Here is a 21054-nt window from a genome sequence, read left to right on the forward strand (position 1 = left end):
GGCGCCACACGGCATAGCCCGCGGCCCCCAGCACCGCGCACCACAGGGCCGCCGTGCGCCAGTGCATCTGCAGGTACTCGCCGCTTTCCCGCGCATTGGTGTTGGCCAGCGCGCCCAGCACCACCGCGCCGTCGGGTGCGGACTGGTAGGTGTCGAGCAGGTAGGCGCGCACCACGCCGTCGGCCGCAAAGGCCATCACCGCCGCCAGCACCGCCACGCGCCGCGCGCGGTGCACCGCCAGGCTGCGCACCGGCCAGGCCATCCAGGCCAGCGCGGGCAGCAGCAGCACCAGCATCTGCGCGACCCGCCGCCCATCGTGGCCCAGCACGACGAAGCCCGTGGCGATGGCGGCCAGGGCCAGCAGCGGCCACGCCTGGGTACGTCGTGGTGAGGGCTTCACGCTCGTCCGGTCATGTTCTCAGGGATGACCCATTGGTCGAACTGCTCCGCCGTGAGGTGCCCCGAGGCGATGGCCGCCTCGCGCAGGCTGGTGCCCTCCTTGTGCGCCTTCTTGGCGATGTAGGCCGCCTTGTCGTAGCCGATGTGCGTGTTCAGCGCGGTCACCAGCATCAGCGAGCGGCTCACCAGTTCGGCGATGCGGTCGCGGTTGGGCTCGATGCCCACGGCGCAGTGGTCGTTGAAGCTCACGATGCCGTCGGCCAGCAGGCGCACGCTCTGCAGGAAGTTGTGGGCCACCATGGGGCGGAACACGTTCAGCTCGAAGTTGCCCGACATGCCGCCGATGTTGATGGCCACGTCGTTGCCCATCACCTGTGCGGCCAGCATGGTCACGGCCTCGCTCTGCGTCGGGTTGACCTTGCCGGGCATGATCGACGAGCCCGGCTCGTTCTCGGGAATGCTGAGTTCGCCGATGCCGCTGCGCGGGCCGCTGGCCAGCCAGCGAACGTCATTGGCGATCTTGTTCATGCTGGCGGCCAGCGTCTTGAGCGCGCCGTGCGCATGCACGAAGGCATCGCAGGCGGCCATCACCTCGAACTTGCTCGGCGCCGTGACGAAGGGCAGGCCGGTCAGGCGGGCCAGCTCGGCCGCCACGCCTTCGGCATAGCCCTTGGGCGCGTTCAGGCCCGTGCCCACCGCGGTGCCGCCCAGGGCCAGCTCGCACAGGTGGGGCAGGGCGGCGCGCACATGGCGTTCGTTCTGGTCCAGCTGGGCGACCCAGCCCGAGACCTCCTGGCCCAGCGTCAGCGGCGTGGCGTCCTGCAGGTGGGTGCGGCCGATCTTCACGATGTCCATGAAGTCCTCGGACTTCTTCGCCAGCGTGGCGCGCAGCTTGCCGATGGCCGGCAGCAGCTTGTGCGTGAGCGCCTGCACGGCCGCGACGTGCATGGCGGTGGGGAACACGTCGTTGCTCGACTGGCTGCGGTTGACGTCGTCGTTGGGATGCACCAGCCGGCCCTCGCCACGCGCACCGCCCAGCAGCTCGCTCGCGCGGTTGGCCAGCACCTCGTTGACGTTCATGTTGGTCTGGGTGCCCGAGCCGGTCTGCCAGACGACCAGCGGGAACTCATGCGGATGCTTGCCGGCCAGCACCTCGTCGGCGGCGGCGACGATGGCATCGGTCTTCTTCGGGTCCTGCAGGCCCAACTGCTGGTTGACCACGGCCGAGGCCCGCTTCACCAGGGCCAGCGCCTGGATGATCTCCAGCGGCTGGCGCTCGCCCGAGATGTCGAAGTTCTGCAGCGAGCGCTGCGTCTGCGCGCCCCACAGGTGGTCGGCAGGGACCTCGATGGGACCGAAGGTGTCTTTCTCGATGCGGGTGGGGGTGCTCATGGCGGCGAGTGTCGAGTGGATGAAGGAAAAGTCCGCCAGTATCCCCCGCGATGAGAAAAATTCTCAACGGCGCGGGTATGGCCCGGCGCGCAGCCGTCCCGCCCAGAGCAGCCCCGCCAGCGCTACACCGAACACCGCAGCCAGCCGGCCCAGCCAGGGCAGCACGTCCGCCAGCGGTGCGCCCATCTGGTTGAGCCGCAGCGAGGCCTGGATGCCCGCCGTGCTGGGCAGCCAGCCGCCCAGCCACTGCAGCGGCACCGGCAGTGCCTCGCTGGGCCACGAGAAGCCCGAGAGGAAGGCCAGCGGCAGCGAGCTGAACAGGATCACCTGCAGCGCGCGTTCGCGGTCGCGAAACCAGCAGCCCAGCAGCAGGCCCAACGCACAGACCGTGGGCACGTAGAAGGCCAGCAGCAGTGCGGCCGCCGGCGGATTGCCGCCGCGTGGATAGTCCTGCAGCACGAAGATCCAGCCGAAGAAGAACAGCCCCGTCATGAGCCCGAAGCCCGACAGTGCCACGAGCCGCCCGAGCCAAGCGGAAGGCCTGGCGCGCAGCCGGTCGGCCTCGGCCCAGGTGCCGGCCAGCATGGCGCAGCCCATCAGCAGCGTCTGGTGCAGGATCAACAGCGCCACGGCCGGCACCACATAGCTGCCGTAGCCTTCGGTCGGGTTGAACAGCGGCACCAGCTGCGTATTGAGCGGGCTGCGGCTGGCGCGGGCCTGCGGCGCGCTCTGGCCGGCGGCCTGCAGGCGGCGGATCTCGATGCCGGCCGACACCGTGCCCACCGCTTCCGAGAAGCCGTAGAGCACCGACTTGTTGAGCAGCGCATAGGCGCCGTTGCCCTCGATGGTGACGCCCGCCGCCGCGCCGCGCACCACGTCGCGCTTGAGGTCGCGCGGCAGCAGGGCGTAGCCCTCGATCTCGCCGCGCCACAGGGCCTGCCGTGCGGCCTGTTCGTCGCCGGTGACCAGCCGCACGTCGATGCGCGGGCTGGCCTGCGCGAAGCGCACGATCTGGCGCGAGAGGTTGCTGCCGTCCTGGTCCACCACCGCGACGGGCACGCGCGTGACGGCCTCGGTGCCATAGGGCCAGGGATAGAAGAAGCCGTAGATCACCGGCGCGAGCAGCAGGATCAGCAGCACGCCCGGGTCGCGCAGCACGGCCAGGGCCGTGGCACGCCAGGCGTCGGCGAAGCGCAGGCGGCCGCGGTCGGTGTCGGGCGTGTTCGTCATCAGCGCTTGCCCCAGCTTTCGGGTGCCTTTGCCGCGCGGCCGACCAGGCCGGCGCTGGCGGCCAGCAGGGCCAGCGCGGCCACCGCCATCCACAGCGGCGTGGCCATCGAATAGGCCAGCGGCGCGCCCATCTGCAGCTGCTCGATCTGCACGCGGGCGTAGTGCGTGTAGGGCAGCGCCAGGGCCCAGGCGCGGGCCGCCGCGGGCATGGCCACCAGCGGAAAGCCCACGCCGCCGAACGCGAAGGCCGGCGCGGTGATGAAGCCGGTGCCCGAGAGCGCCGTGCGCAGCGAGCGCGTCAGCGCCGCCAGGAAGGCGCCCATGGCCACCGACAGCGCCAGGAACAGCACCAGCGCCACGCCCACCCACAGCAGGGAGCCGGCCGGATGCCAGCCCCGTCCGAGCGTGAGGCCCAGCAGCGCCAGCAACCCGACGACCGACAGCGAGCCCCACGGCAGCAGCAGCTTGCCGGCCAGCGCCGCGGCTGCGTCGTTCCAGCCCGTGCGAGTCGCCGCATTCACAGTCGTCCCCGCATCCGGCGCGAGCCACTCGCCCAGGCTGCGGTCGCGCAGCTCGCGGCCCAGGGTCCAGGCGCCCGCGGTCATCGCGAAGATGTGCAGCAGCGCCGGGATCAGCGCCGCACCCAGAAACTGCTCGTAGTTGCTCGACGTATTGAACAGCGCCACCGTGTTGGCGCGCACCGGGTCCAGGTGCGCCCGCGCCGCCGGGGCCGACTCGCCGCGCTTGGCGCGTGCCGTCAGCTCGATGCCGGCCGACACCGTGCCCACGGCCGTGCGCACGTCGCGCTGGATGAGGCTCGAATGGGTGCCGCGTTGCGCGTTGTGCAGCAGCACCACCTGGCCGGCGCGGCCCTGCTTGAGCTCGCGCGAGAGTTCGCGCGGCAGCCACACCGCCGCATGCACGCGGCCGGCCACCAGGGCACGGTCCATCTCCGCGGCATCGGCGTAGCGCTCGGCCACCTGCAGACCCGGCGAGGCCTCCAGGAAGCGCTCGATCTGGCGCGAGATGGCCGAATGGTCTTCATCGAGCACGCCGATGGGCAGGCGGTTCGGCAGGCCGGCCGAGAAGATCCACCACATCAGCGCGGCGGCCAGGGCCGGCACCCAGCTCACCATGGCCAGCTCCCAGGGCTGGCTGGCGATTCGCCGGGCTTCGCGGCGCAGGCTGCGGGCGAACACGGTCATCGGGCAGAGGCCGTGAGGGGGCACCATGGGCAGTGCGTGTGGCGAAGAGGCATGGCGCTTCGTCCACCCAGCCTCACTCGACCAGCACGCTCATGCCCGGCCGCGCGCCGGCGATGGGCTGCAGCGGTTTGGCGCGGACCTCGAAGGTGCGCACGTCGAAGCCGGCGCCCGCGCGCGTGGCGCGCCAGGTCGCGAAGTCCGGCAGCGGCGCGCTGTACGTGACCTTGAAGCGGGCCGTGGCCGCCTGCGGACCCAGGGCCGGCAGGCGCGCGTCGAACTCCTGCCCCACCGCGAAGCGCGACAGCCGGTCCTCGCGCACGTTCAGCACCACCCACTGGTCGGCGAGGTCCACCACCGTGACGGCGGCCACGCCCTGGGGCACCAGCTCTCCGGCGCGGGCCAGCACCTTGGCCACTTCGCCCGCGACCGGGCTGCGCAGCTCGGTCTCGGCCTTGGCGGCCTGAGCCTCGGCCACCACGCCCGCCACCTGCCGGGCCTGGGCCTCGGCGGCGGCCTTGTCCTCGCCGCGGGCGCCCTGGCGGGCCAGGTCGTACTGCGCGCGGGCGGCGATGGCGGCGTCGCGCGAGGCCTTCCAGTTGGCCTCGGCCTCGTCGCGCTTCTGCGCCGGCACCAGGCCGTCGCGCGCCAGACCGTCCACCCGGTCGAAGGACTTGCGGGCCAGCTCGGCGGCCGTCTCGGCGCGCTGCCACTGCATGCGGGCCATCTCGATCTCCTGCGGGCGGGCGCCGTTCTCGGCCTTCTTCGCCACCGCCTGCGCGGCCTGCTGGGCGGCCGTGGCCTGGGCCAGCTTGGCGTCGACCTCGGGCGAGGCCATGCGCAGGATCGGCGCGCCGGCCTCGATGCGGTCACCCTCGCGCACCAGCACCTCGGCGATGCGGCCGGGGATCTTGGCGGCGATGTCGGTTTCCTTGGCCTCCATCTGGCCCTGGAACACCTCGGGCGCCGGCCGGCTGGCGCGCCAGAAGCCCCAGCCGATCAGGCCGACGACGACGAGGCCGGCCACGATGGCCAGCAGGGGCAGGGACTTGCGACGTTGGGTCATGGTCATTCGATCCGGATGTCTGCTCGGGCGATGTAGTCGGCAAAGCGCTCGGAGATGCCGGCGCTCTGCAGCAGGCGGGCCAGGGCTTGCACGTACTCGTTGGCGGCCTGGGCGCGTTCGGTCTGCGCCTTGGCCAGGTTGGTCTCTGCGTCGATCAGGTCCTGTGTGGTGCTGGTGCCTTCGCGCAGGCCGGCGCTGCGCAGGCGCACCACCTCCTGCGCCAGGTCGATGCCGGCCTGCATCGACGCGAACTGCCGGCGCGCGTTCTCCAAGGCCCGCCAGTTGCGCTCCACCAGCAGCGAGATGTCGCTGCGCGCCTGCGCATCGGTGCGCTCGGCCTGCTCCACCTGCTTGAGGCTGGCGGCGGCCAGCTGATCGCGGTCGATGCTGTCGTAGAGGGTCCAGTACACGCCCACGCCGGCCACCCAGCCCGCCTCTTCGCGGCGCTTGAGGTCGTGCGTGCCGAACGCCAGCACCTGCGGACGGCGCAGGGCCTCCTCGCCGGCATGCAGTTCCTCGGCCTGCAGCTTCTTCGCCGCGACCTTGGCCAGGCCAGGATGGTGCAGTTGCGCCGCATCGAGGAAGTAGCCGAGCGGCTCGACCGGCTGGCTGAGGACGAAGAGCGGCGTGCGCGGCAGCACCGGCTGGTCGGCCCGCACGGTGCGGGCCAGTGCGACGGCGGCCAGCTCGGCATCGTCCTTCGCCTTCTCGGCATTGCGCCGCGCCTCTTCGTAGGCGCTGCGGGCCTGCAACCGCTCCACGCGCGAGATGACTCCGGCGGCCAGCATCTTCTGCGCTGCGTCGTCGTGGCCGGCGATGGTGCGCTCGGCCTGGGCGCGCAGGTCGGCGGCGCGCTGTGCGAGCTGGGCGCCGAAGTAGCGCTCCACCAGCGTCTGGTCCACCTCGCCGCCGGTCTGGTCGGCATCGGCACGGGCCTCGCGCGTCTGCGCGCCGGCAAAGCCGCGCACCGCGTCGGTGGCGCCGCCGGTGTAGAGCGGCCAGATGGCCGACACCGAGGACGTGAAGCCATGGCCGTCGCGCTGCAGCGTGTAGCTGTCGGGCAGGCGCACCGGCAGCCGGGCCAGGCTGCTCTGCAGACTTGCAGGCAGCAAGCGGCCGATCTGCGTCAGGCCGGCGTCGAAGGAAGACAGGTCCAGGTTCAGCCGCGCATCGTAGGCATAGCCCACGCCCGTCACGCTGACCACCGGGCCGCCCAGGTTGCGCAGCGCATCGGCGCGCAGGGACTTGGATTCGACGCCGGCGCGCGCGGCGGCCAGCTTGTCCGAGCGCTCCAGCATGCGCTGGCGGGCAGCCTCGAAGCTCAGCGCCAGGCCGTCGGGCTGCGGCGCCTGCGCATGCGCCGCGGAAGCCGCCAGCGCCAAGGCCGCGAGCAGGGAAGGGGATCGCAGGAAGGTCATGGCGTGAAGCTCATTTCTGACGGGCGAGAAGGGCATCCAGCTCCTGCTGAAGGATGAGCGGAAAGGCCGCCTGCACCGCCCCCGTGGCCAGCGGGCCGGCCTGCTGCAGCAGCGCGGCCGCGCGCTCCGGCTGCGCCAGCACCGCATCGACCAGCGTGCGCAGCCAGCGCCGCGCCACGCTGCGCAGGGTGCGCACCAGCGCCTCCTGCATGTCGATGGCCTGCTCGGGCGTGAGGCCCAGGGCCGCCAGTTGCTCAGCGATGCGGGCCAGGGCAGGGCTCAGGTGCTGCACGCTGCCGTCGGGCAGCCGGCGCGCCAGCCCGGCGCGCAGTGCGCGGTCGAGCAGGGCGGGCGTCAGGCGGCCCTGCCACTTCGCCTTGACCTGTTCGGCGGGCACCACCAGCGGCGCCTCGGCCGCGAAGAGGTTGTCCGAGATGGATTGCGCCACCGCCGCCAAGCTGCGCCAGGAACTGGCCGGCGCCTGCTCGAACACGCGGCGGATGGCGTCGATGCCGAAGCCCTGCTCGCGCAGCGCGCGGATCAGTTCGAGCCGCTGCGCATGCTCCTCGCCATAGAGCCCCAGCCGCCCGCGCAGCTTCGGCGGCGGCAGCAGGCCGGCCGTGGTGTAGGCGCGGATGTTGCGCACCGTCACGCCCGAGCCCGAAGCCAGGGCTTCGATGGTCAATGCGTCGGTGGCGGTCGGGTCGGTGGGCATGGGGGCGTGACGTGTCGTTTTCTATGTTACATGCGTCATGTCAAATAACAAAGCCGGAACACCGTCGGTCCGCAAGACGCCGCCAGCGCCCGCTGTACGCGCAGCCCTGGCGTGCGGATCAGCCGACGCGGCCGGCCAGCGCGCGCAGCCGCGCCGCATCCAGGATCTCCACCGTGCCGCGCCCCGGCCGCACGATGCCCTGGTGCGCCAGGCCCTGCAGCACCTGGTTCACTGTCTGCCGCGAAAGGGCCAGCATCGAGGCCAGCTGCTCCTGCGACAGCCGGACCACGCGGCGCGTCTGGTGCGTCCATTCGCCGTAGCCCTGCGACATGGCCAGCAGGCGCGCGGCGATGCGGTTCTCGGCCGGCAGCAGGGCCATGTCCTCCAGCGCCTGGAAGGCCGCGCGCAGCTTGCTGGTGGCCAGCAGGCCGATCCACTGCCACAGCGCGGGTTGCGTCTGCAGCACGGCCAGCAGCGCCGCCTGCGGCACATGCAGCGTGACGGCCGCACCCTGCGCGTGGGCGTCGTGCGTGCGCGGCAGGCCGTCGAGCAGGCCGATCTCGCCGATCCACTGCGACGGCTCCGCGATGGCCAGCAGGGCTTCCCGGCCATCGGCCGCCAGCCCGGTGATGCGCACCGCGCCCTCGGCGACGCCATAGAGGCCGTCGGGCGGGTCGCCGCGCCGGAACAGGCAGGCGCCGTCCGCATGGCGGCGCGCCACGGCCAGGCCCAGCAGCGCCTGCTGCAGGGGCGCGGGCGCGGCCTTGAACCAGCTGCCGCTGGCGGCGATGCGGGGCCAGTTGTCGTCGTTCATGGGTCGCAGGGGCGGCGGGCGCCTTGTGTCCGGCAGCCGACAGTGGCGCGCGGGGGCCCGCCCTAGCATCGCCGCATTGCGCCAAGGAGACAACGATGAAGACACTGACCGAGCAACTGGCCACCTACGCGGGCTACCACCGGGACCCGCGCAACATCGCCACGCATTTCATCGGGATTCCCATGATCGTCCTGGCGGTCGTCGTGCTGCTGTCGCGACCGGGCTTCATGCTGGCCGGGCTGTCGCTCACGCCCGCGGTCATCGCCGGTCTGCTGGCGATGACCTACTACCTGCGGCTGGACCTGCGCTTCGGCGCCGTCATGGCGGCACTGCTGGCCCTGGCGCTGTGGTTCGGCGACTGGGCCGCGGCACTGCCCACGGCCCAATGGCTGACCGTGGGCGTCGGCGGCTTCGTGGTCGGCTGGGCCTTCCAGTTCGTCGGCCACTGGTACGAGGGCCGCAAGCCGGCCTTCGTCGATGACCTGATGGGCCTGCTGATCGGCCCCCTGTTCGTGGTGGCCGAGGCTGCCTTCATGCTCGGCCTGTGCCAGCCGCTGCGCCAGGCGGTGGAACAGCGCGCCGGCCCGGTGCGCCACCGCGTGACTGCCTGAGCGGCCCGGCCACCGGCGTGCCCCTACGCCGTTCGCCCTAGACCTTCCTGCAAATAGGCCCCGCACGGGCCCGTTCCTAGACTGCCCCGACGACGTCCGACGGGCAGGCCGCATCCTGCGCCTGCGGGGCCCGCCGCCCGGGCGTGCCCCACGGCCGGACGCCTGGGGGTCGAATGGAACGCAAGATGCAGAAGCCGGCCGGGGGCGCCGGCCGCCACCGCGCCCGGTGGGGCGCCTGGGCCATGGCGATGGCACTGGCCTGGCCCGCCGCGGGCGCCTGGGCGCAGGCCGCCGCGCCCGATGCCGAAGCCGCTGCCCGCCAGCAGGAGCAGGCCCGGCTGGCCGATTCGGACACGCTGCTGGCGCTCACGCAGGAGGGCGCCATCCTGTATTCGCAGGACAAGGTCAAGCTCAGCGCCTACCAGTACTGCAGCCAGGCCGTGTCGCTGGCCGAGGCGGGCGACTTCCGCCAGAGCGTGCGCGCCGCCAGCAAGGCGCTGCACCTGGCCGGCGCCACGCAGGACCCGGCCCTGCTGGCCGCCGCCAAGCGCGACCTGGCCATCGTCTACAGCTATGCCGGCCAGCTGGAGAAGGCCGAGCAGTTCGCCCGCGAGGCGCTGCAGCTGCCCACGCGCGAGCCACAGCTCATCCGCGGTCCGGCCCTCAAGGTGCTGGGCGATGTGGACGCCCGCCGCGGCGACCTGCCCGGCGCCATCCGCAACTACGACCAGGCCCTGGCCGGCAGCTCGCCACGCTATGCGCCACTGGTGCAGGCCTCGCTCGCCAACGCGCTCATCGACAGCGGCAAGCCCGAGGACCTGGCCCGGGCCCGCCAACTGCTCGACAGCCTGCCGCCGCAGCGCGACGCCTCGCTGACGGCGCAGGTGGACCGCACCCGTGCCAACCTGCTGCTGGCCGAAGGCAAGCCGGCCGAGGCCCGGGCCCTCTTCCAGCAGCTGACCACGCGCCGGGCCGGCACCGACGCCGGCTACTTCCAGCTCTGGGCCTGGGACGGCGTGGCCCGCAGCGAACTGGCGCTGGGCCGCAAGGCCGAGGCCGCGCAGGCGCTGGACCGCGCCCTGGCCGGCGTGGACGGCGTGCGGGCGCGCTTTCGCAGCGACGAATTCAAGATGGGCGTCTTCTCCGACCTGCAGCAGCTCTTCGAGCGCGCCGTGGGCCTGTACGCCGACATGGGCGAGCCGCGCCGCGCCTTCGAGGTCAGCGAACACAGCCGCTCGCGCGCCCTGCTCGATGCGGTGCGCGGCCGTGCCCAGCTGGCCACCCAGGCCACCGCCGTGGTCGACCTGGCCAGCCTGCAGATCACTTTGGCACCCGACGAGCGTCTGGTGCAGTACCACGCGCTGCCCGACCGGCTGCAGGTGTGGGTGGTCAGCAGCACAGAGGTGCGCAGCCAGAGCCTGCCGATCCGCCGCGATGAGCTGGTGGAGCTGGTCGACACCTTCCGCAACTCGGTGGTGCGCGGCCGTCGCACGGCCATCGGCAATGCCGACAAGATGGGCGCGGCGCTGATCGGCCCGCTGGGCCTGCAGCCGGGCCAGCGCGTCGTGGTGGTGCCGCACGGGCCGCTGCATTACCTGCCCTTCCAGGCACTGCGGGTCAATGGCCGCTACCTGATCGAGACCAACCCGGTGTCGGTCGCACCCTCCATGAGCATCGCTGTGCAACTGGCCCGGCGCACGCCGCGCGTCGATGGTCGGCTCACGGCCTTCGGCAATCCGCGCATCGAGGACAAGTACGACCTGCCCGGCTCGGTGGCCGAGGTCCAGCGGCTGGAGCAGCTCTTTCCACGCCACACCGTCTACATGGGCGCGCAGGCCACCAAGACGCAGTTCCGCCAGGCGGCCGGCGGCTCGCCGCTGGTGCACGTGGCCGCGCATGCCGAGGCCGACCAGGTCGACCCGCTCTATTCGCGCATCCTGCTGGCCAACGAGAACGGGCGCCAGAACTTCCTGGAGGCGCACGAGATCCTGGAGCTGCCCATGCAGGGCACGGCGCTGGTCACGCTCTCGGCCTGCGAATCGGGCCTGGGCCGCATCGCCTCGGGCGACGAGGTGCTGGGCTTCACCCGCTCCTTCCTGTCGGCCGGCAGCAGCAGCCTGATCGCCTCGCTGTGGCCGGTGTCGGACGACGCCACGGCGGTGCTCATGAGCACGCTCTACGGCGAGCTCGCCAAGGGCCGCGACCTGCAGCAGGCCATGCAGGCCGGCCAGCTGGCGGTGCTGCGCGATCCCAAGATGGCCCATCCCTTCTTCTGGGCCCCGTTCAACCTGATCGGCAACTGGCGCCTGACCGTCCAATGAAGCCCGCCATGACCTCATCCTTCGCGATCCGTGCAACGGCACTGGCCGCCGCGTTGACGGCCATGGCGCCCGCGCTGGCGCAGCAGCAGCTGGTGCCCGTGCAGCCGCCGTGCAACAGCTGCGCCGCACCGTCCGCGCAGACGCCCCAGGCCCTGCCCGCGGCACCAGTCGCGCCCGCCGTCTCCTTTCGCCTGAACGACCTGCGCCTCACGGGCGCCGAGGCCCTGTCGGCCGAGGACCTGCGCGAGATCACCGCGCCCTACGTCGGCCGCGATGTCACGCTGGCCGACCTGGAGCAGCTGGCCCAGGCCATCACCGACCGCTACCACGCCCGCGGCTACTTCCTGGCCCAGGCGGTGGTGCCGGTGCAGACGGTGCAGAACGGCGTGGTGGAGATCAGCATCGCCGAAGGCCGCATCGGCAAGGTCGATGTGCAGGTGGCACCCGAGGCCCCCACCAGCGAGGCGCGCGTGCGCGGCTTCCTGGCCGCGCTGCAGCCCGGCGCGGCCGTGAGCGCGCCGGCCTACGAGCGCGCCATGCTGCTGCTGTCCGACCAGCCCGGCATCGCCGTCGGCTCCGGGCTGCAGGAAGGCAGCCAGCCCGGCACCACCGACCTGGCGGTGGAGGTGAACCCCGGCTCGCGCTTTTCCTTCAGCGCCGATGCCGACAACCATGGCACCAAGGAGTCGGGCCGCTACCGCGTGGGCGGCTCGCTGCGCTGGAACAGCCCGCTGGGCATCGGCGACAACCTGGACCTGCGGGCCATGGTGTCGAACAACGACGCGCTGCAGCTGGGCCGCATCGCCTACGAAGTGCCGCTGGGCACGAGCGGCCTGCGCCTGGGCGCGGGACTGGCGCGCATCGACTACCAGCTGGACGGCCAGTTCGCCGTGCTGGGTGCGCAAGGCAAGGCCGACGTGGCCGACCTTTCGCTCTTCTACCCGGTGATCCGCCAGCGGCGGCAGAACCTCTTCCTGCGCCTGTCGGTGGACACCAAGCGGCTGACGGACGAATACACCACCGTGGCCTTCGAAGGCCGCAAGCGCGTCAGCGGCACCGGCCTGGGCTGGACCTGGGAGCTGCGCGACGACTGGCTGGGCGGCGGCTACTGGGCCAGCTCGGGCACGGCCTACCGCGGCAGTCTGTCGATCCGCGAGGCGGGCCTGCTGGCGGCCGACCAGGCGCTGGGCGGCCCGCGCACCGAGGGCAGCTTCTCCAAGCTCACCTTCCAGGCTTCGCGCCTGCAGTCGGTGCTGCCGGAGCATTCGCTCTACCTGGCCCTGGGCGGCCAGTGGGCCAGCAAGAACCTCGATGCCTCCGAGAAGCTGAGCCTGGGCGGCGCGCGCGCCGTGCGCGCCTATCCCTCGGGCGAGGTGCTGGTGGACCAGGGCCTGATCGGCACCGTCGAATGGCGCTGGTCCGCCACCTCGGAGCTGACGCCCTTCGTCTTCTACGACGCGGCCCGCGGCCGGCCGCAGAAGACGCCGGGCCTGTTCGACACCACCCCCACCAGCCGCAGCCTGCGCGGTGCCGGCATCGGCCTGCAATGGGTGCGCGCCGGCAACTTCTCGATCAATGCCTCGCTGGCCTGGCGCGCCGGCACGCCCGCGGCCGTCACCGACGGCGGTGGACGCAATCCGCGGCTGTACGTGCAGCTGCAGAAATCCTTCTGACCGGCCGCGGCACCCGGCGCTTTATCCAAGAGGCCTCGCCATGAGCTCCCGACATCCCTCTTCTTCCGCCGCCGCGGCGCGCCACTGGCGCCTGCGTCCCCTGGCGCTGTCGTTGCTGTGCATGGGCGCCGGCTCGGCCATCGCCCAGCTCGCGCCGCTGACGCTGCCGGCGATCGCCCCGGGCCTGGGTTCGCTGCGCGGCGTCGCCATCACCGCGCAGAACCCGGCGGCCGGCACCATGACGCTGACGCAGAGCCAGGCCCGCGCCATCGCGCAGTGGACGAGCTTTTCCATCGGCTCGGGCGCGGCCGTCAACATCGTGCAGCCCACGGCCGCCTCGGTGCTGCTCAACCGCGTGACCGGCGGCAATCCGTCTGAGATCGCGGGCCAGCTCACGGCCAACGGCCGGGTGTTCCTGGTCAACCCCTCGGGCGTGCTGTTCTCGGGCACGGCGCAGGTCAACGTGGGCGGCCTGGTGGCCACCACGCTGGACATTCCCGACGCCAGCTTCATGCCCGCCGGGCGCGAGAACACGCCGCTGGGCCCGGGCGAGGTGCTCGTCTTCGAGCGCAACGATGCGACCGCCACGACCGTGGTCAACCGCGGCCGCATCGTGGCGACCGCGGGTGGCACCGTGCTGCTGATCGGCGCGGGCGTGAGCAACGACGCGGGCGGCACGATCAACGCGCCGGGCGGCACGGCGGGCCTGGTCTCGGGCCGCAAGGTGTCGCTGGACTTCGCGGGCGATGGCCTCACCAACGTGGTGATCAATGCCGACGCGCTGGCGACCTCGGCCTCCGCCGCCAACGCGGGCCTGATCCAGGCCGATGGCGGCCGGGCGCTGATGCTCGGCGCCTCCAGCCGCACCGGCCAGCTGGTGGTCAACAACACCGGCATCGTGCAGGCCCGCAGCGTGGAGGCGCGCAACGGCCAGATCGTGCTGGGCGCGGGCCGCAGCAACACGCTGCAGGTGGCCGGCGGCACCGTGGATGCGAGCGGCACGACGGCCGGCCGCAGCGGCGGCAGCGTGACGCTGTCCGGCGGCCAGGTGGAGCTGGCCGACGCGCCGGCCCCGGCCGTGCCGTCGGTGGCGCCCGCACCGGCCACGCTCGTGGATGTGCGTGGCGTCGCCGGCGGCGGCACCGTGGTGGTGGCCGGCCCGGTGATCAACGTGGCGCCCACGGCCACGCTCGATGCCAGCGCCACCGGCACGGGCAACGGCGGCAGCCTCAGCTTCAACAACGGGGCGGCGACGGTGATGGCGGGCGAGACCGCTGCGCCCGGCACGGCCGGCCGCAGCAGCGTGCAACTGGCCGGCACGCTCAACGCCCGTGGTGCCGGCAGCGGCGCAGGCGGAAGCATCAGCGCCACGGCCAGCGCCATGAGCGCCGGGCTCGCCAGCGTCGATGCCGGCGGCGGCACCGGCGGTGGCGCCAACGGCCGCCTGACGCTGGCCGTGGGCGATCCGCGGCTGCTCATCTCCGCAACCGATCCAGGCTATGTCGCGGGGGCCACCGGCGTGGAGGCCAACACGGTCAGTGCCGCCGGCCTCGGCCGGGCATTGAGCCGAGGCACGGACGTGGTCCTCTCCACCGCCCAGCGCAGCGACGGCAGTGGCGTCACCTTCCAGGCCGGGGCCCTGACCGGGGGGGCGGGCGGTGCGCAGGTCGTCAAGACCGGCGGGCCCACCACCACGTTGCGCATCGACTCGGCCGGCAGCATCGACATGCTCGCCGGCAGCGCGGTCACCGCCACGGGCGGGACGATCAACGTCGACTTCAATGCCGATGCCACCGGCGCGGCGCGTGCCACCGCCGGCACCGTCGCGGCCTTTCCCTCCTTCAACGCCGACACGGCCGCGGCCATCCGCCTGGACGGCGCGCGCATCGATGCCAATGGCGGCAACGTGCGCTTCTTCGGTCAGGGCGATGCGGCGGCCGGCGTGGCGGTGGGCGGCAGCAACGGCAGCGGCGCCAGCGGCGCCTCCACGCCGGCGGACCGCTGGCGCCCCGGCGTCTACATCGGCAACAGCCAGGTGCTGACCAGCGGCAGCGGCCAGGTCAGCCTGGCAGGCCAGGGCCGCAGCTGGGCCGGCAGCGGCAGCTACACGGCCAGCGAAGGCGTGCTGGTGACGGCCGGCAGCACCGTGCAGGCGGGCAGCGGCGGCCTGGCGGTCAAGGGCACCGGCGGCGTGGCCGCGAGCGGCGTGCGGGTGGACGGCGCCTCGGCGCTGAGCTCGGCCGGCGCGGCCACGTTGACCGGTGTGGCCAGCAGCAGCGCCACCGGCCAGCCGGGCGGCGGCATCGGCAACACCGCCGGCGTGCTGCTCAGCGGCGCACGGCTGCAGGCGCAGGGCAACGTCGCGCTGCAGGGCACCGGCGGCAACTTCGACAGCATGCGCGCCAGCACCGACTTCACGGCCTTCCAGAGCACGGCGCAGGCCTCGCAGGGTGTGCAGACGGTGTCGAGCCAGGTGGTGGCAGGGGCGGGGGCGCGCCTGGACGTCACCGGCACGGCGGGCAGCGGCGCCTTCTCGGCCGTGCGCAACCCGACGACCGGCGCGGTCACGATCCAGGATGGCGCCACGGCGCGCGCCATCGACATCGGCGGCGCGGTCGGTGGCGGCCTGCGCGCCGAGGGCGGCACGGTGAGCCTGCAGGGCGGCACGGGTGACGTGCGGCTCTCCAGCGACACCACCACCGTCGCGTTGCCCGCCGGCACGCCGCTGACGGCGCTGGTGGATGTTTCCAGCACCACGCGCGCGGGCGGCAGCATCGCCATCGCGGCCAACAACGTGCTGCTGCAGAACCCGCTGGGCACCGGCGCGCTGCTGGACGCCAGTGGCGCCGGCCAGGGCGGCAGCATCACGGTGCAGGGCACCAACGCCGTGGCCATGGCGGCCAATGCGCAGCTGCGTGCCGATGCGGCCTCGGCCAGCGGCAACGGCGGGCAGATCCGGCTGCTCGCGGGCCGCACGCTGCGCGCCTACGGTTCGCTGTCGGCCCAGGGTGGTGCCTCCGGCGGCAACGGCGGCGCCGTCGAGACCTCGGGCGGCACCTTCGACCTGCGTGGCATCCGGGTGAACACCGGCGCCAACGCTGGCACCGCCGGCACCTGGACCATCGACCCCTTCGACATCACCATCGTCAACGGCAATGCCGCCGGCACCCTGCCCACCAATCCCTATGACGCGGTGGCCACCTCGACGATCCAGGACGGCGACATCAACAACGCCCTGCTGCGCGGCAACGTGACCATCGGCACGGGCACAGGGGGTGCGGCCGATCAGGGCGACATCTTCATGAATGCCGCGCAGATCGTCTTCAACGGGACGGGCGCGCGCACCCTGACGCTCAATGCCAACCGCAGCGTGCGCTCCAACGGCCAGGCCAGCATCGGGGCCTACGGCGTGGGCTCGTCGATCAACGTGGCCTTCAATGCGGCCGCCACGGCGGGCAGCGCCGCGGTGGGCGGCGGGCAGGTGAGCTTCGACGGCCAGATCTACACCAACGGCGGCAACATCGCCATGAATGGCGCGTGGACCAACGACTCCAACGGCGGCACCAGCGTGAGCCTGGGAAACACCGCGGTGCTCGACACGCGCCAGGGCAATGCCCTGGTCTCGCCGGGCGCCTACAGCGGCGGCAGCGACGCGGGCGCGGGCGGCAATGTGCAGCTCACCGGCCGCAGCAACGCGGTGTCGACGGGCAGCTTCATCACCGCGGCCGTCAATCTCGACAGCACCCGCATCGCCACGGCCAGCGGCAGCGTGGACATTTTGGGCACCAGCAACCTGGGCACCGGCGTGCAGATCGCGGCCACCACGGCCACCGCGGGCATCCACACCACCAGCGGCGCCGTGCGCATCACCGGCGTGGGCAGCGCGGTCGCCAACAGTGGCAACGCGCCCGGCCATGGGGTGGTGATCGGCACGACCTTCGGCGGTGCGGCCTCGCTGCCGATGGTGGAGACGGGCAGCGGCAGCATCGCCATCACGGGCCTGCGCCTGACCGGCGGCGCGGCCGCCGGGGGCGACGGCGTGCGGCTGGAGAACGCGTCGCTGGTCACGAGCACCGGGGGCGGGGCGGTCACCGTGACGGGCGAGTCGCGCAACGCGGGCGGCGCCGGCATCCGCATCGTCGACGCCGGCGGCATCAGCGTGCCCTCGCCCGCCGGGCGCATTCAGTCCACCGGCCAGGTGGTGCTGCGCGCGGGTACCACGGGCACGGCCGATGCGCTGGTGCTGGGCACCGGCAGCCAGGTGAACGCCGGCACCACGCTCAATCTGCGGCCCGGCAGCGTCACGCTGACCGGCACGCCCGACACCTACACCGCCACGGGCGCCGAGCGCGGCGGCGATGCCATCGCGCTGGGCGGCACCAGCGCCGCCGGCTTCGCCATCTCCGGCGACGAGTGGGCCCGCCTGGCGGCGCCGACGCGGGTGGTGGGCAGCACGGTGCAGTCCGGCGCCATCACCGTGGCCGGTGCATTGACGACCACCGGCAACCTGACGCTGCAGGCCGACGGCGGCGGCAGCATCGCGCTGCAGGCGCCGCTCACGGTGAGCGGCACGCTGGGCCTGCTGGCCACCGGCGACATCGCGCAGACGGCGGCCGGCGGCATCACGGTGCCCACGCTGCTGGCGCGCTCCACCACGGGCAGCGTGCTGCTGGACCAGGCGGTCAACGACGTGGCGGCCAGCACGCTGGGCGGCAGTGCCGCCGGCAATTTCCGCTACGTGGACGCCAACACGCTGCGCGTGGGCGCCGTCACCGCCAACGGCTTCGACGCCGCGGCCAATGCGCCTGCGGCCGTGACCAGCGGCGCGTTGACGGCCGCCTCGGTGCTGGTGCGCACCACGACCGGCGATCTGCTGCTGGACACGCCCGTGGTCAGCACGGCCGGCACCGACCTGGTGGCGGGCGCCACCTTCCAGAACGTGGGCAACCGCACCATCACCGGCCCGTGGCGCATCTGGGCCGCGACCTGGGTGGGCGAGACGCGCGGCGGCCTGGTGGGCGGGCCGACGCTGCCCAACCTGTACGGCTGCACCTTCGCCGGCGCCTGCGTGCCGGCCTTTCCGACCTCGGGCAACCGCTTCATCTACACCGCCCGGCCGACGGCCACCATCACGATCGCCGACGCGACGCGGCAGGAGGCGCAGCCCAACCCGACCTTCAGCTATGCGCTGTCGGGCCTGATCCTGGGCGACGGCGGCGCGGGCATCACCGGCACGCTGTCGACCCCGGCGGTCACGACCAGCCCGGCGGGTGTGTACGCGATCAACGGCACTTTCGCCTCGGCCGAGGGTTACCTGTTGAGCGTGCTGCCGGGTCGGCTGACGGTGACGCCTGCGCCGGTTCCGCCGCCCCCACCACCGCCACCGCCGCCGCCCCCTCCGCCGCCTGCGCCTGCCGCAGCGCCCGCACCGGTGGTGGCGGTCCTGACGCCCCCGCGGACGGCGCCGCCGGATGTGGTGCGCGAGGACGTCAACACCTACACCTTCGACCGCAACATCGGCGGCCCGCCCATCTGCTATGCCACCGGCCCGCTGGGTGCGAGCCGCACGGCGCAGCAGGGCGACGACGTGCTGGCCCGCGAGTGGACGCGGGTGCGTTCGCGGCCGCAGCTCACGAGCTGCGTGGACACGGAGCGCAAGAACGGGTGTTCGGATTTCTGAGCGTTGGCGAGTCGGGCTTGGCGATTAGCGCTTAACACCTGGCACTCGGCACTCGGCACTCGGCGCAGGTGCTTCGTGCCCAGGGTTGGGCGGGTGGGGGCGGCTGGTGGCACGAGCCGCCGGGGCGGTAACCCGGCAGAGGACGCCGGCATGCGCGCTCCCGGTGCACGCTCGCGCTGACCGGCTTGCCTCGCCAGACGGGTGCTCGCCTTCCATCGACGCGCCTGCCGCACTGCACGGCGCCGCGAATGGCACCTCCGCACGCACACCGGCGCCCTCCGCCTCGACGCTGCGCGCGAGCCCTCCCGTTTTCGGGCCAGAGGTCTTTTGGCCTTCTGGGCTCTCGGGTCCTCTGGTCCTTGGGCGTCGGGGCTTTGGGGTTTTCGGTCTTTGAGGCTTCGGGCGTTGGGCTCATCGGGATCCTGAAGGTAGTGCGGGCCAGTCAACCCCAGTCCGTTCGGGCTGAGCCTGTCGAAGCCTGGTCCTCAGCGGCGGTACGCAGGCGAGCCAGGCAACGCCGGGCACGTGCGCCGAGCGCCGCTCCGCCCTTCGACGGGCTCAGGGCGAACGGAGTGGGGACCTGGGCGGCCGAACCGGCCGTTCTGGCGCAGCGTCGAGGCGGAGGGTGCCGGTGTGCGTGCGGAGGTGCCATTCGCGGCGCCGTGCAGTGCGCCAGGCGCGTCGGTGGAGAGCGAGCACGCATCTGGTGAGGCAAGCCGGTCGGCGCGAGCGTGCACCGGGAGCGCGCATGCCGGCGCCCTCTGCCGGGTTAGTACCCCGACGAGTGGTGCCGGTTAGTGCCCCGACGAGTGGTGCCGGTTAGTGCCCCGAGGGGTCATGCCGGGTCAGTGCCCCGACGAGTCGTGTCGGGTGTGCCCCCGCAGGGCGCGCCGGTTCGATTCCTCAGCCGCATCTGCCCGGGCGGTGCTCCAGTCGCCCGAACCCCACGCCCCCCGGTACTAGGCCCTTCGGACGAGTCCCGCCCCCCGCCTATTCCGTCCGATGGATTTGCCGCGCCCGGCGCCCCCGGGACACTGCACCTCGCTTGCCGCATCGAGGTTCCGAGCGCCCCCGTCCGCGTCCCGGCCCGGGCTGAGAAAGAAGCCCGGGCGGTGCAGCCCTGTCGTTTGGAAGGAGCGTGCGCGCGATGAGTTGGCGATCGAAAGTGGTCTGGAGCGAAGGCATGCTGCTGCAGCCGCAGCACCTGCAACAGGCCGAGCGCCACGCAGACCATGCGCGCCACCTGCTGCTGCGCGGCACGGCGCCCTGCGGCTGGGGCTTTTCAGCCTTGGAGATCGACGCCGCCGCGCTGTCGCTCGGCAAGCTCGCGCTCACCCGCGCGGTGGGGGTCTTCGCCGACGGCACCCCCTTCGACATGCCGGCGGTCGACCCGCTGCCCGAGCCCATCGACGTGCCGCCCTCGCTGCGCGACGAAGCCATCCTGCTGGCTCTGCCCGTGCGCCGAGCGGGCGCGCGCGAATCCAATGCCGAAAGCGGCGACGAGGACGAGCTGGTGCGCCACCGCGTGCTCGAGTCCGAGGTGCCCGACGCCAACACCGCCGGCGAGCGCACCGCCCTGCTGCAACTGGGCGCCCTGCACACCCGGCTGATCCGCGCCGGCGAAGCCACCGATGCCTGGACCACGCTCTCGGTCGCCCGCGTGGTCGAGCGCCGCACCGACAACCAGCTCTCGCTGCACCGCGGCTGGGTGCCGCCCTTGCTGGACGTGGCGGCCCATGCCGTCATCCGCGGCTGGGTGGACGAGCTCCTCGGCTTGCTGCGCCAGCGCGCCGATGCCCTGGCCGGCCGCATGACCCAGGGCGGCACCGGCGGGGTGGCCGAGATCGCCGACTTCATGCTGCTGCAGACCGTCAACCGCCACGAGCCGGTGTTCGCGCACTTCGCCCGCGGGCCGCTGCTGCATCCGCTGCGCTTCTACGAGCATGCACTGGAGCTGGCCGGCGACCTGGGCACCTTCCGCGACAGCCGCCGCGCGCTGCGCCTGCCGCCTTATGTGCACGACGACCTGGAGGCCAGCTTCCGCCCGCTGATGGACGACCTGCGCCGCAGCCTGTCGATGGTGCTGGAGCAGTCGGCCATCCGCATCGAGCTGCACGACCGCAAGCACGGCGTGCGCGTGGCGCTGATCCCCGACGTGGAACTGCAGCGCAACGCCACCTTCGTGCTGGCCGTGCAGTCGCAGCTGCCGGGCGATGCGTTGCGGGCGCGCTTTCCCACGCAGGTCAAGATCGGCCCGGTCGAGCGCATCCGCGACCTGGTCAACCTGCAGCTGCCGGGCGTGACCCTCACGCCGCTGCCGGTCGCGCCGCGGCAGATCCCCTTCCATGCCGGCGCCAACTACTTCGAGCTGGAGACCAAGGGCAGCGACCTGTGGCGCCAGCTGGAGGCCTCGGGCGGCATGGCGATGCACATCGCGGGCGATTTCCCAGGGTTGGACCTCGCTTTCTGGGCGGTCCGATGACGCCCGCTCGTTTCCTGCTCGCTTCGCGTAGCCGAATGCTCTCTGGAGGCC

At 72.8% G+C, this 21054-nt stretch carries 12 protein-coding genes and 1 pseudogene; 5 read left to right on the plus strand and 8 right to left on the minus strand.

Annotated elements, in window-relative coordinates:
* From QZ772_RS19985 to QZ772_RS20020, 8 genes and pseudogenes are all read right to left on the minus strand, one after another.
* Positions 1-400: pseudogene (locus QZ772_RS19985) on the minus strand (sulfatase); the annotation flags it as partial.
* Entirely contained in the window at positions 397-1791 is a 1395-nt protein-coding gene (gene fumC / locus QZ772_RS19990) for a class II fumarate hydratase (protein WP_295529911.1), read from the minus strand. The gene fumC and the pseudogene QZ772_RS19985, both read right to left, overlap by 4 nt.
* A gap of 63 nt (positions 1792-1854) precedes the next feature.
* Positions 1855-3021 carry an ABC transporter permease gene (locus tag QZ772_RS19995; RefSeq protein ID WP_295529914.1) on the minus strand — a complete coding sequence of 389 codons (1167 nt, stop codon included), beginning with the start codon at positions 3019-3021 and terminating at the stop codon, positions 1855-1857.
* Complete coding sequence (locus QZ772_RS20000) at positions 3021-4226, minus strand: ABC transporter permease (RefSeq protein ID WP_295529918.1); 1206 nt, start codon at positions 4224-4226, stop codon at positions 3021-3023. Before QZ772_RS20000 ends, QZ772_RS19995 begins: the two co-directional genes overlap by 1 nt.
* A gap of 73 nt (positions 4227-4299) precedes the next feature.
* Positions 4300-5289 (minus strand): efflux RND transporter periplasmic adaptor subunit, encoded by a 990-nt coding sequence (locus QZ772_RS20005; protein WP_295529921.1) that lies wholly within the window; start codon positions 5287-5289, stop codon positions 4300-4302.
* A 2-nt stretch (positions 5290-5291) separates the two neighbouring features.
* The gene (locus QZ772_RS20010) at positions 5292-6707 is read right to left on the minus strand and encodes a TolC family protein (RefSeq protein ID WP_295529924.1); all 1416 of its coding nucleotides are present in this window, start codon (positions 6705-6707) and stop codon (positions 5292-5294) included.
* A 10-nt stretch (positions 6708-6717) separates the two neighbouring features.
* Positions 6718-7422, minus strand: a complete 705-nt coding sequence (locus tag QZ772_RS20015) for a MerR family transcriptional regulator (protein WP_295529927.1) — start codon at positions 7420-7422, stop codon at positions 6718-6720.
* A gap of 118 nt (positions 7423-7540) precedes the next feature.
* On the minus strand, positions 7541-8236 hold the full coding sequence (locus QZ772_RS20020) for a Crp/Fnr family transcriptional regulator (RefSeq protein ID WP_295529930.1): 696 nt from the start codon (positions 8234-8236) through the stop codon (positions 7541-7543).
* A 95-nt stretch (positions 8237-8331) separates the two neighbouring features.
* Between QZ772_RS20020 and QZ772_RS20025 the strand changes: the two genes are divergently transcribed.
* The 5 genes from QZ772_RS20025 (at position 8332) to tssK (ending at position 21003) form a co-directional block, all read left to right on the plus strand.
* Entirely contained in the window at positions 8332-8847 is a 516-nt protein-coding gene (locus QZ772_RS20025) for an Mpo1-like protein (RefSeq protein WP_295529933.1), read from the plus strand.
* A 185-nt stretch (positions 8848-9032) separates the two neighbouring features.
* Positions 9033-11168 (plus strand): CHAT domain-containing protein, encoded by a 2136-nt coding sequence (locus QZ772_RS20030; protein ID WP_295529936.1) that lies wholly within the window; start codon positions 9033-9035, stop codon positions 11166-11168.
* An 8-nt stretch (positions 11169-11176) separates the two neighbouring features.
* Entirely contained in the window at positions 11177-12841 is a 1665-nt protein-coding gene (locus QZ772_RS20035) for a ShlB/FhaC/HecB family hemolysin secretion/activation protein (protein ID WP_295529939.1), read from the plus strand.
* Between the two features lie 40 nt (positions 12842-12881).
* A complete protein-coding gene (locus QZ772_RS20040) occupies positions 12882-18521 on the plus strand; it encodes a filamentous hemagglutinin N-terminal domain-containing protein (protein WP_295529942.1) in 5640 nt (1879 codons plus the stop codon).
* A gap of 1147 nt (positions 18522-19668) precedes the next feature.
* Complete coding sequence (gene tssK / locus QZ772_RS20045) at positions 19669-21003, plus strand: type VI secretion system baseplate subunit TssK (RefSeq protein WP_295529945.1); 1335 nt, start codon at positions 19669-19671, stop codon at positions 21001-21003.
* Positions 21004-21054 lie beyond the last annotated feature (51 nt).

The sequence above is a fragment of the uncultured Pseudacidovorax sp. genome (genome assembly GCF_913773995.1).
Taxonomy (GTDB): Bacteria; Pseudomonadota; Gammaproteobacteria; order Burkholderiales; family Burkholderiaceae_C; genus Xenophilus.

Excerpts from the sequence above, each read along its gene's own strand:
- QZ772_RS19995 (WP_295529914.1), bottom strand. The coding sequence starts at position 3,021 with ATGACGAACACGCCCGACACCGACCGCGGCCGCCTGCGCTTCGCCGAC.
- QZ772_RS20025 (WP_295529933.1), top strand. The coding sequence starts at position 8,332 with ATGAAGACACTGACCGAGCAACTGGCCACCTACGCGGGCTACCACCGG.
- QZ772_RS20035 (WP_295529939.1), top strand. The coding sequence starts at position 11,177 with ATGACCTCATCCTTCGCGATCCGTGCAACGGCACTGGCCGCCGCGTTG.
- QZ772_RS20010 (WP_295529924.1), bottom strand. The coding sequence starts at position 6,707 with ATGACCTTCCTGCGATCCCCTTCCCTGCTCGCGGCCTTGGCGCTGGCG.
- QZ772_RS20040 (WP_295529942.1), top strand. The coding sequence starts at position 12,882 with ATGAGCTCCCGACATCCCTCTTCTTCCGCCGCCGCGGCGCGCCACTGG.
- QZ772_RS20020 (WP_295529930.1), bottom strand. The coding sequence starts at position 8,236 with ATGAACGACGACAACTGGCCCCGCATCGCCGCCAGCGGCAGCTGGTTC.
- tssK (WP_295529945.1), top strand. The coding sequence starts at position 19,669 with ATGAGTTGGCGATCGAAAGTGGTCTGGAGCGAAGGCATGCTGCTGCAG.
- QZ772_RS20000 (WP_295529918.1), bottom strand. The coding sequence starts at position 4,226 with ATGACCGTGTTCGCCCGCAGCCTGCGCCGCGAAGCCCGGCGAATCGCC.
- QZ772_RS20030 (WP_295529936.1), top strand. The coding sequence starts at position 9,033 with ATGCAGAAGCCGGCCGGGGGCGCCGGCCGCCACCGCGCCCGGTGGGGC.
- fumC (WP_295529911.1), bottom strand. The coding sequence starts at position 1,791 with ATGAGCACCCCCACCCGCATCGAGAAAGACACCTTCGGTCCCATCGAG.
- QZ772_RS20005 (WP_295529921.1), bottom strand. The coding sequence starts at position 5,289 with ATGACCCAACGTCGCAAGTCCCTGCCCCTGCTGGCCATCGTGGCCGGC.
- QZ772_RS20015 (WP_295529927.1), bottom strand. The coding sequence starts at position 7,422 with ATGCCCACCGACCCGACCGCCACCGACGCATTGACCATCGAAGCCCTG.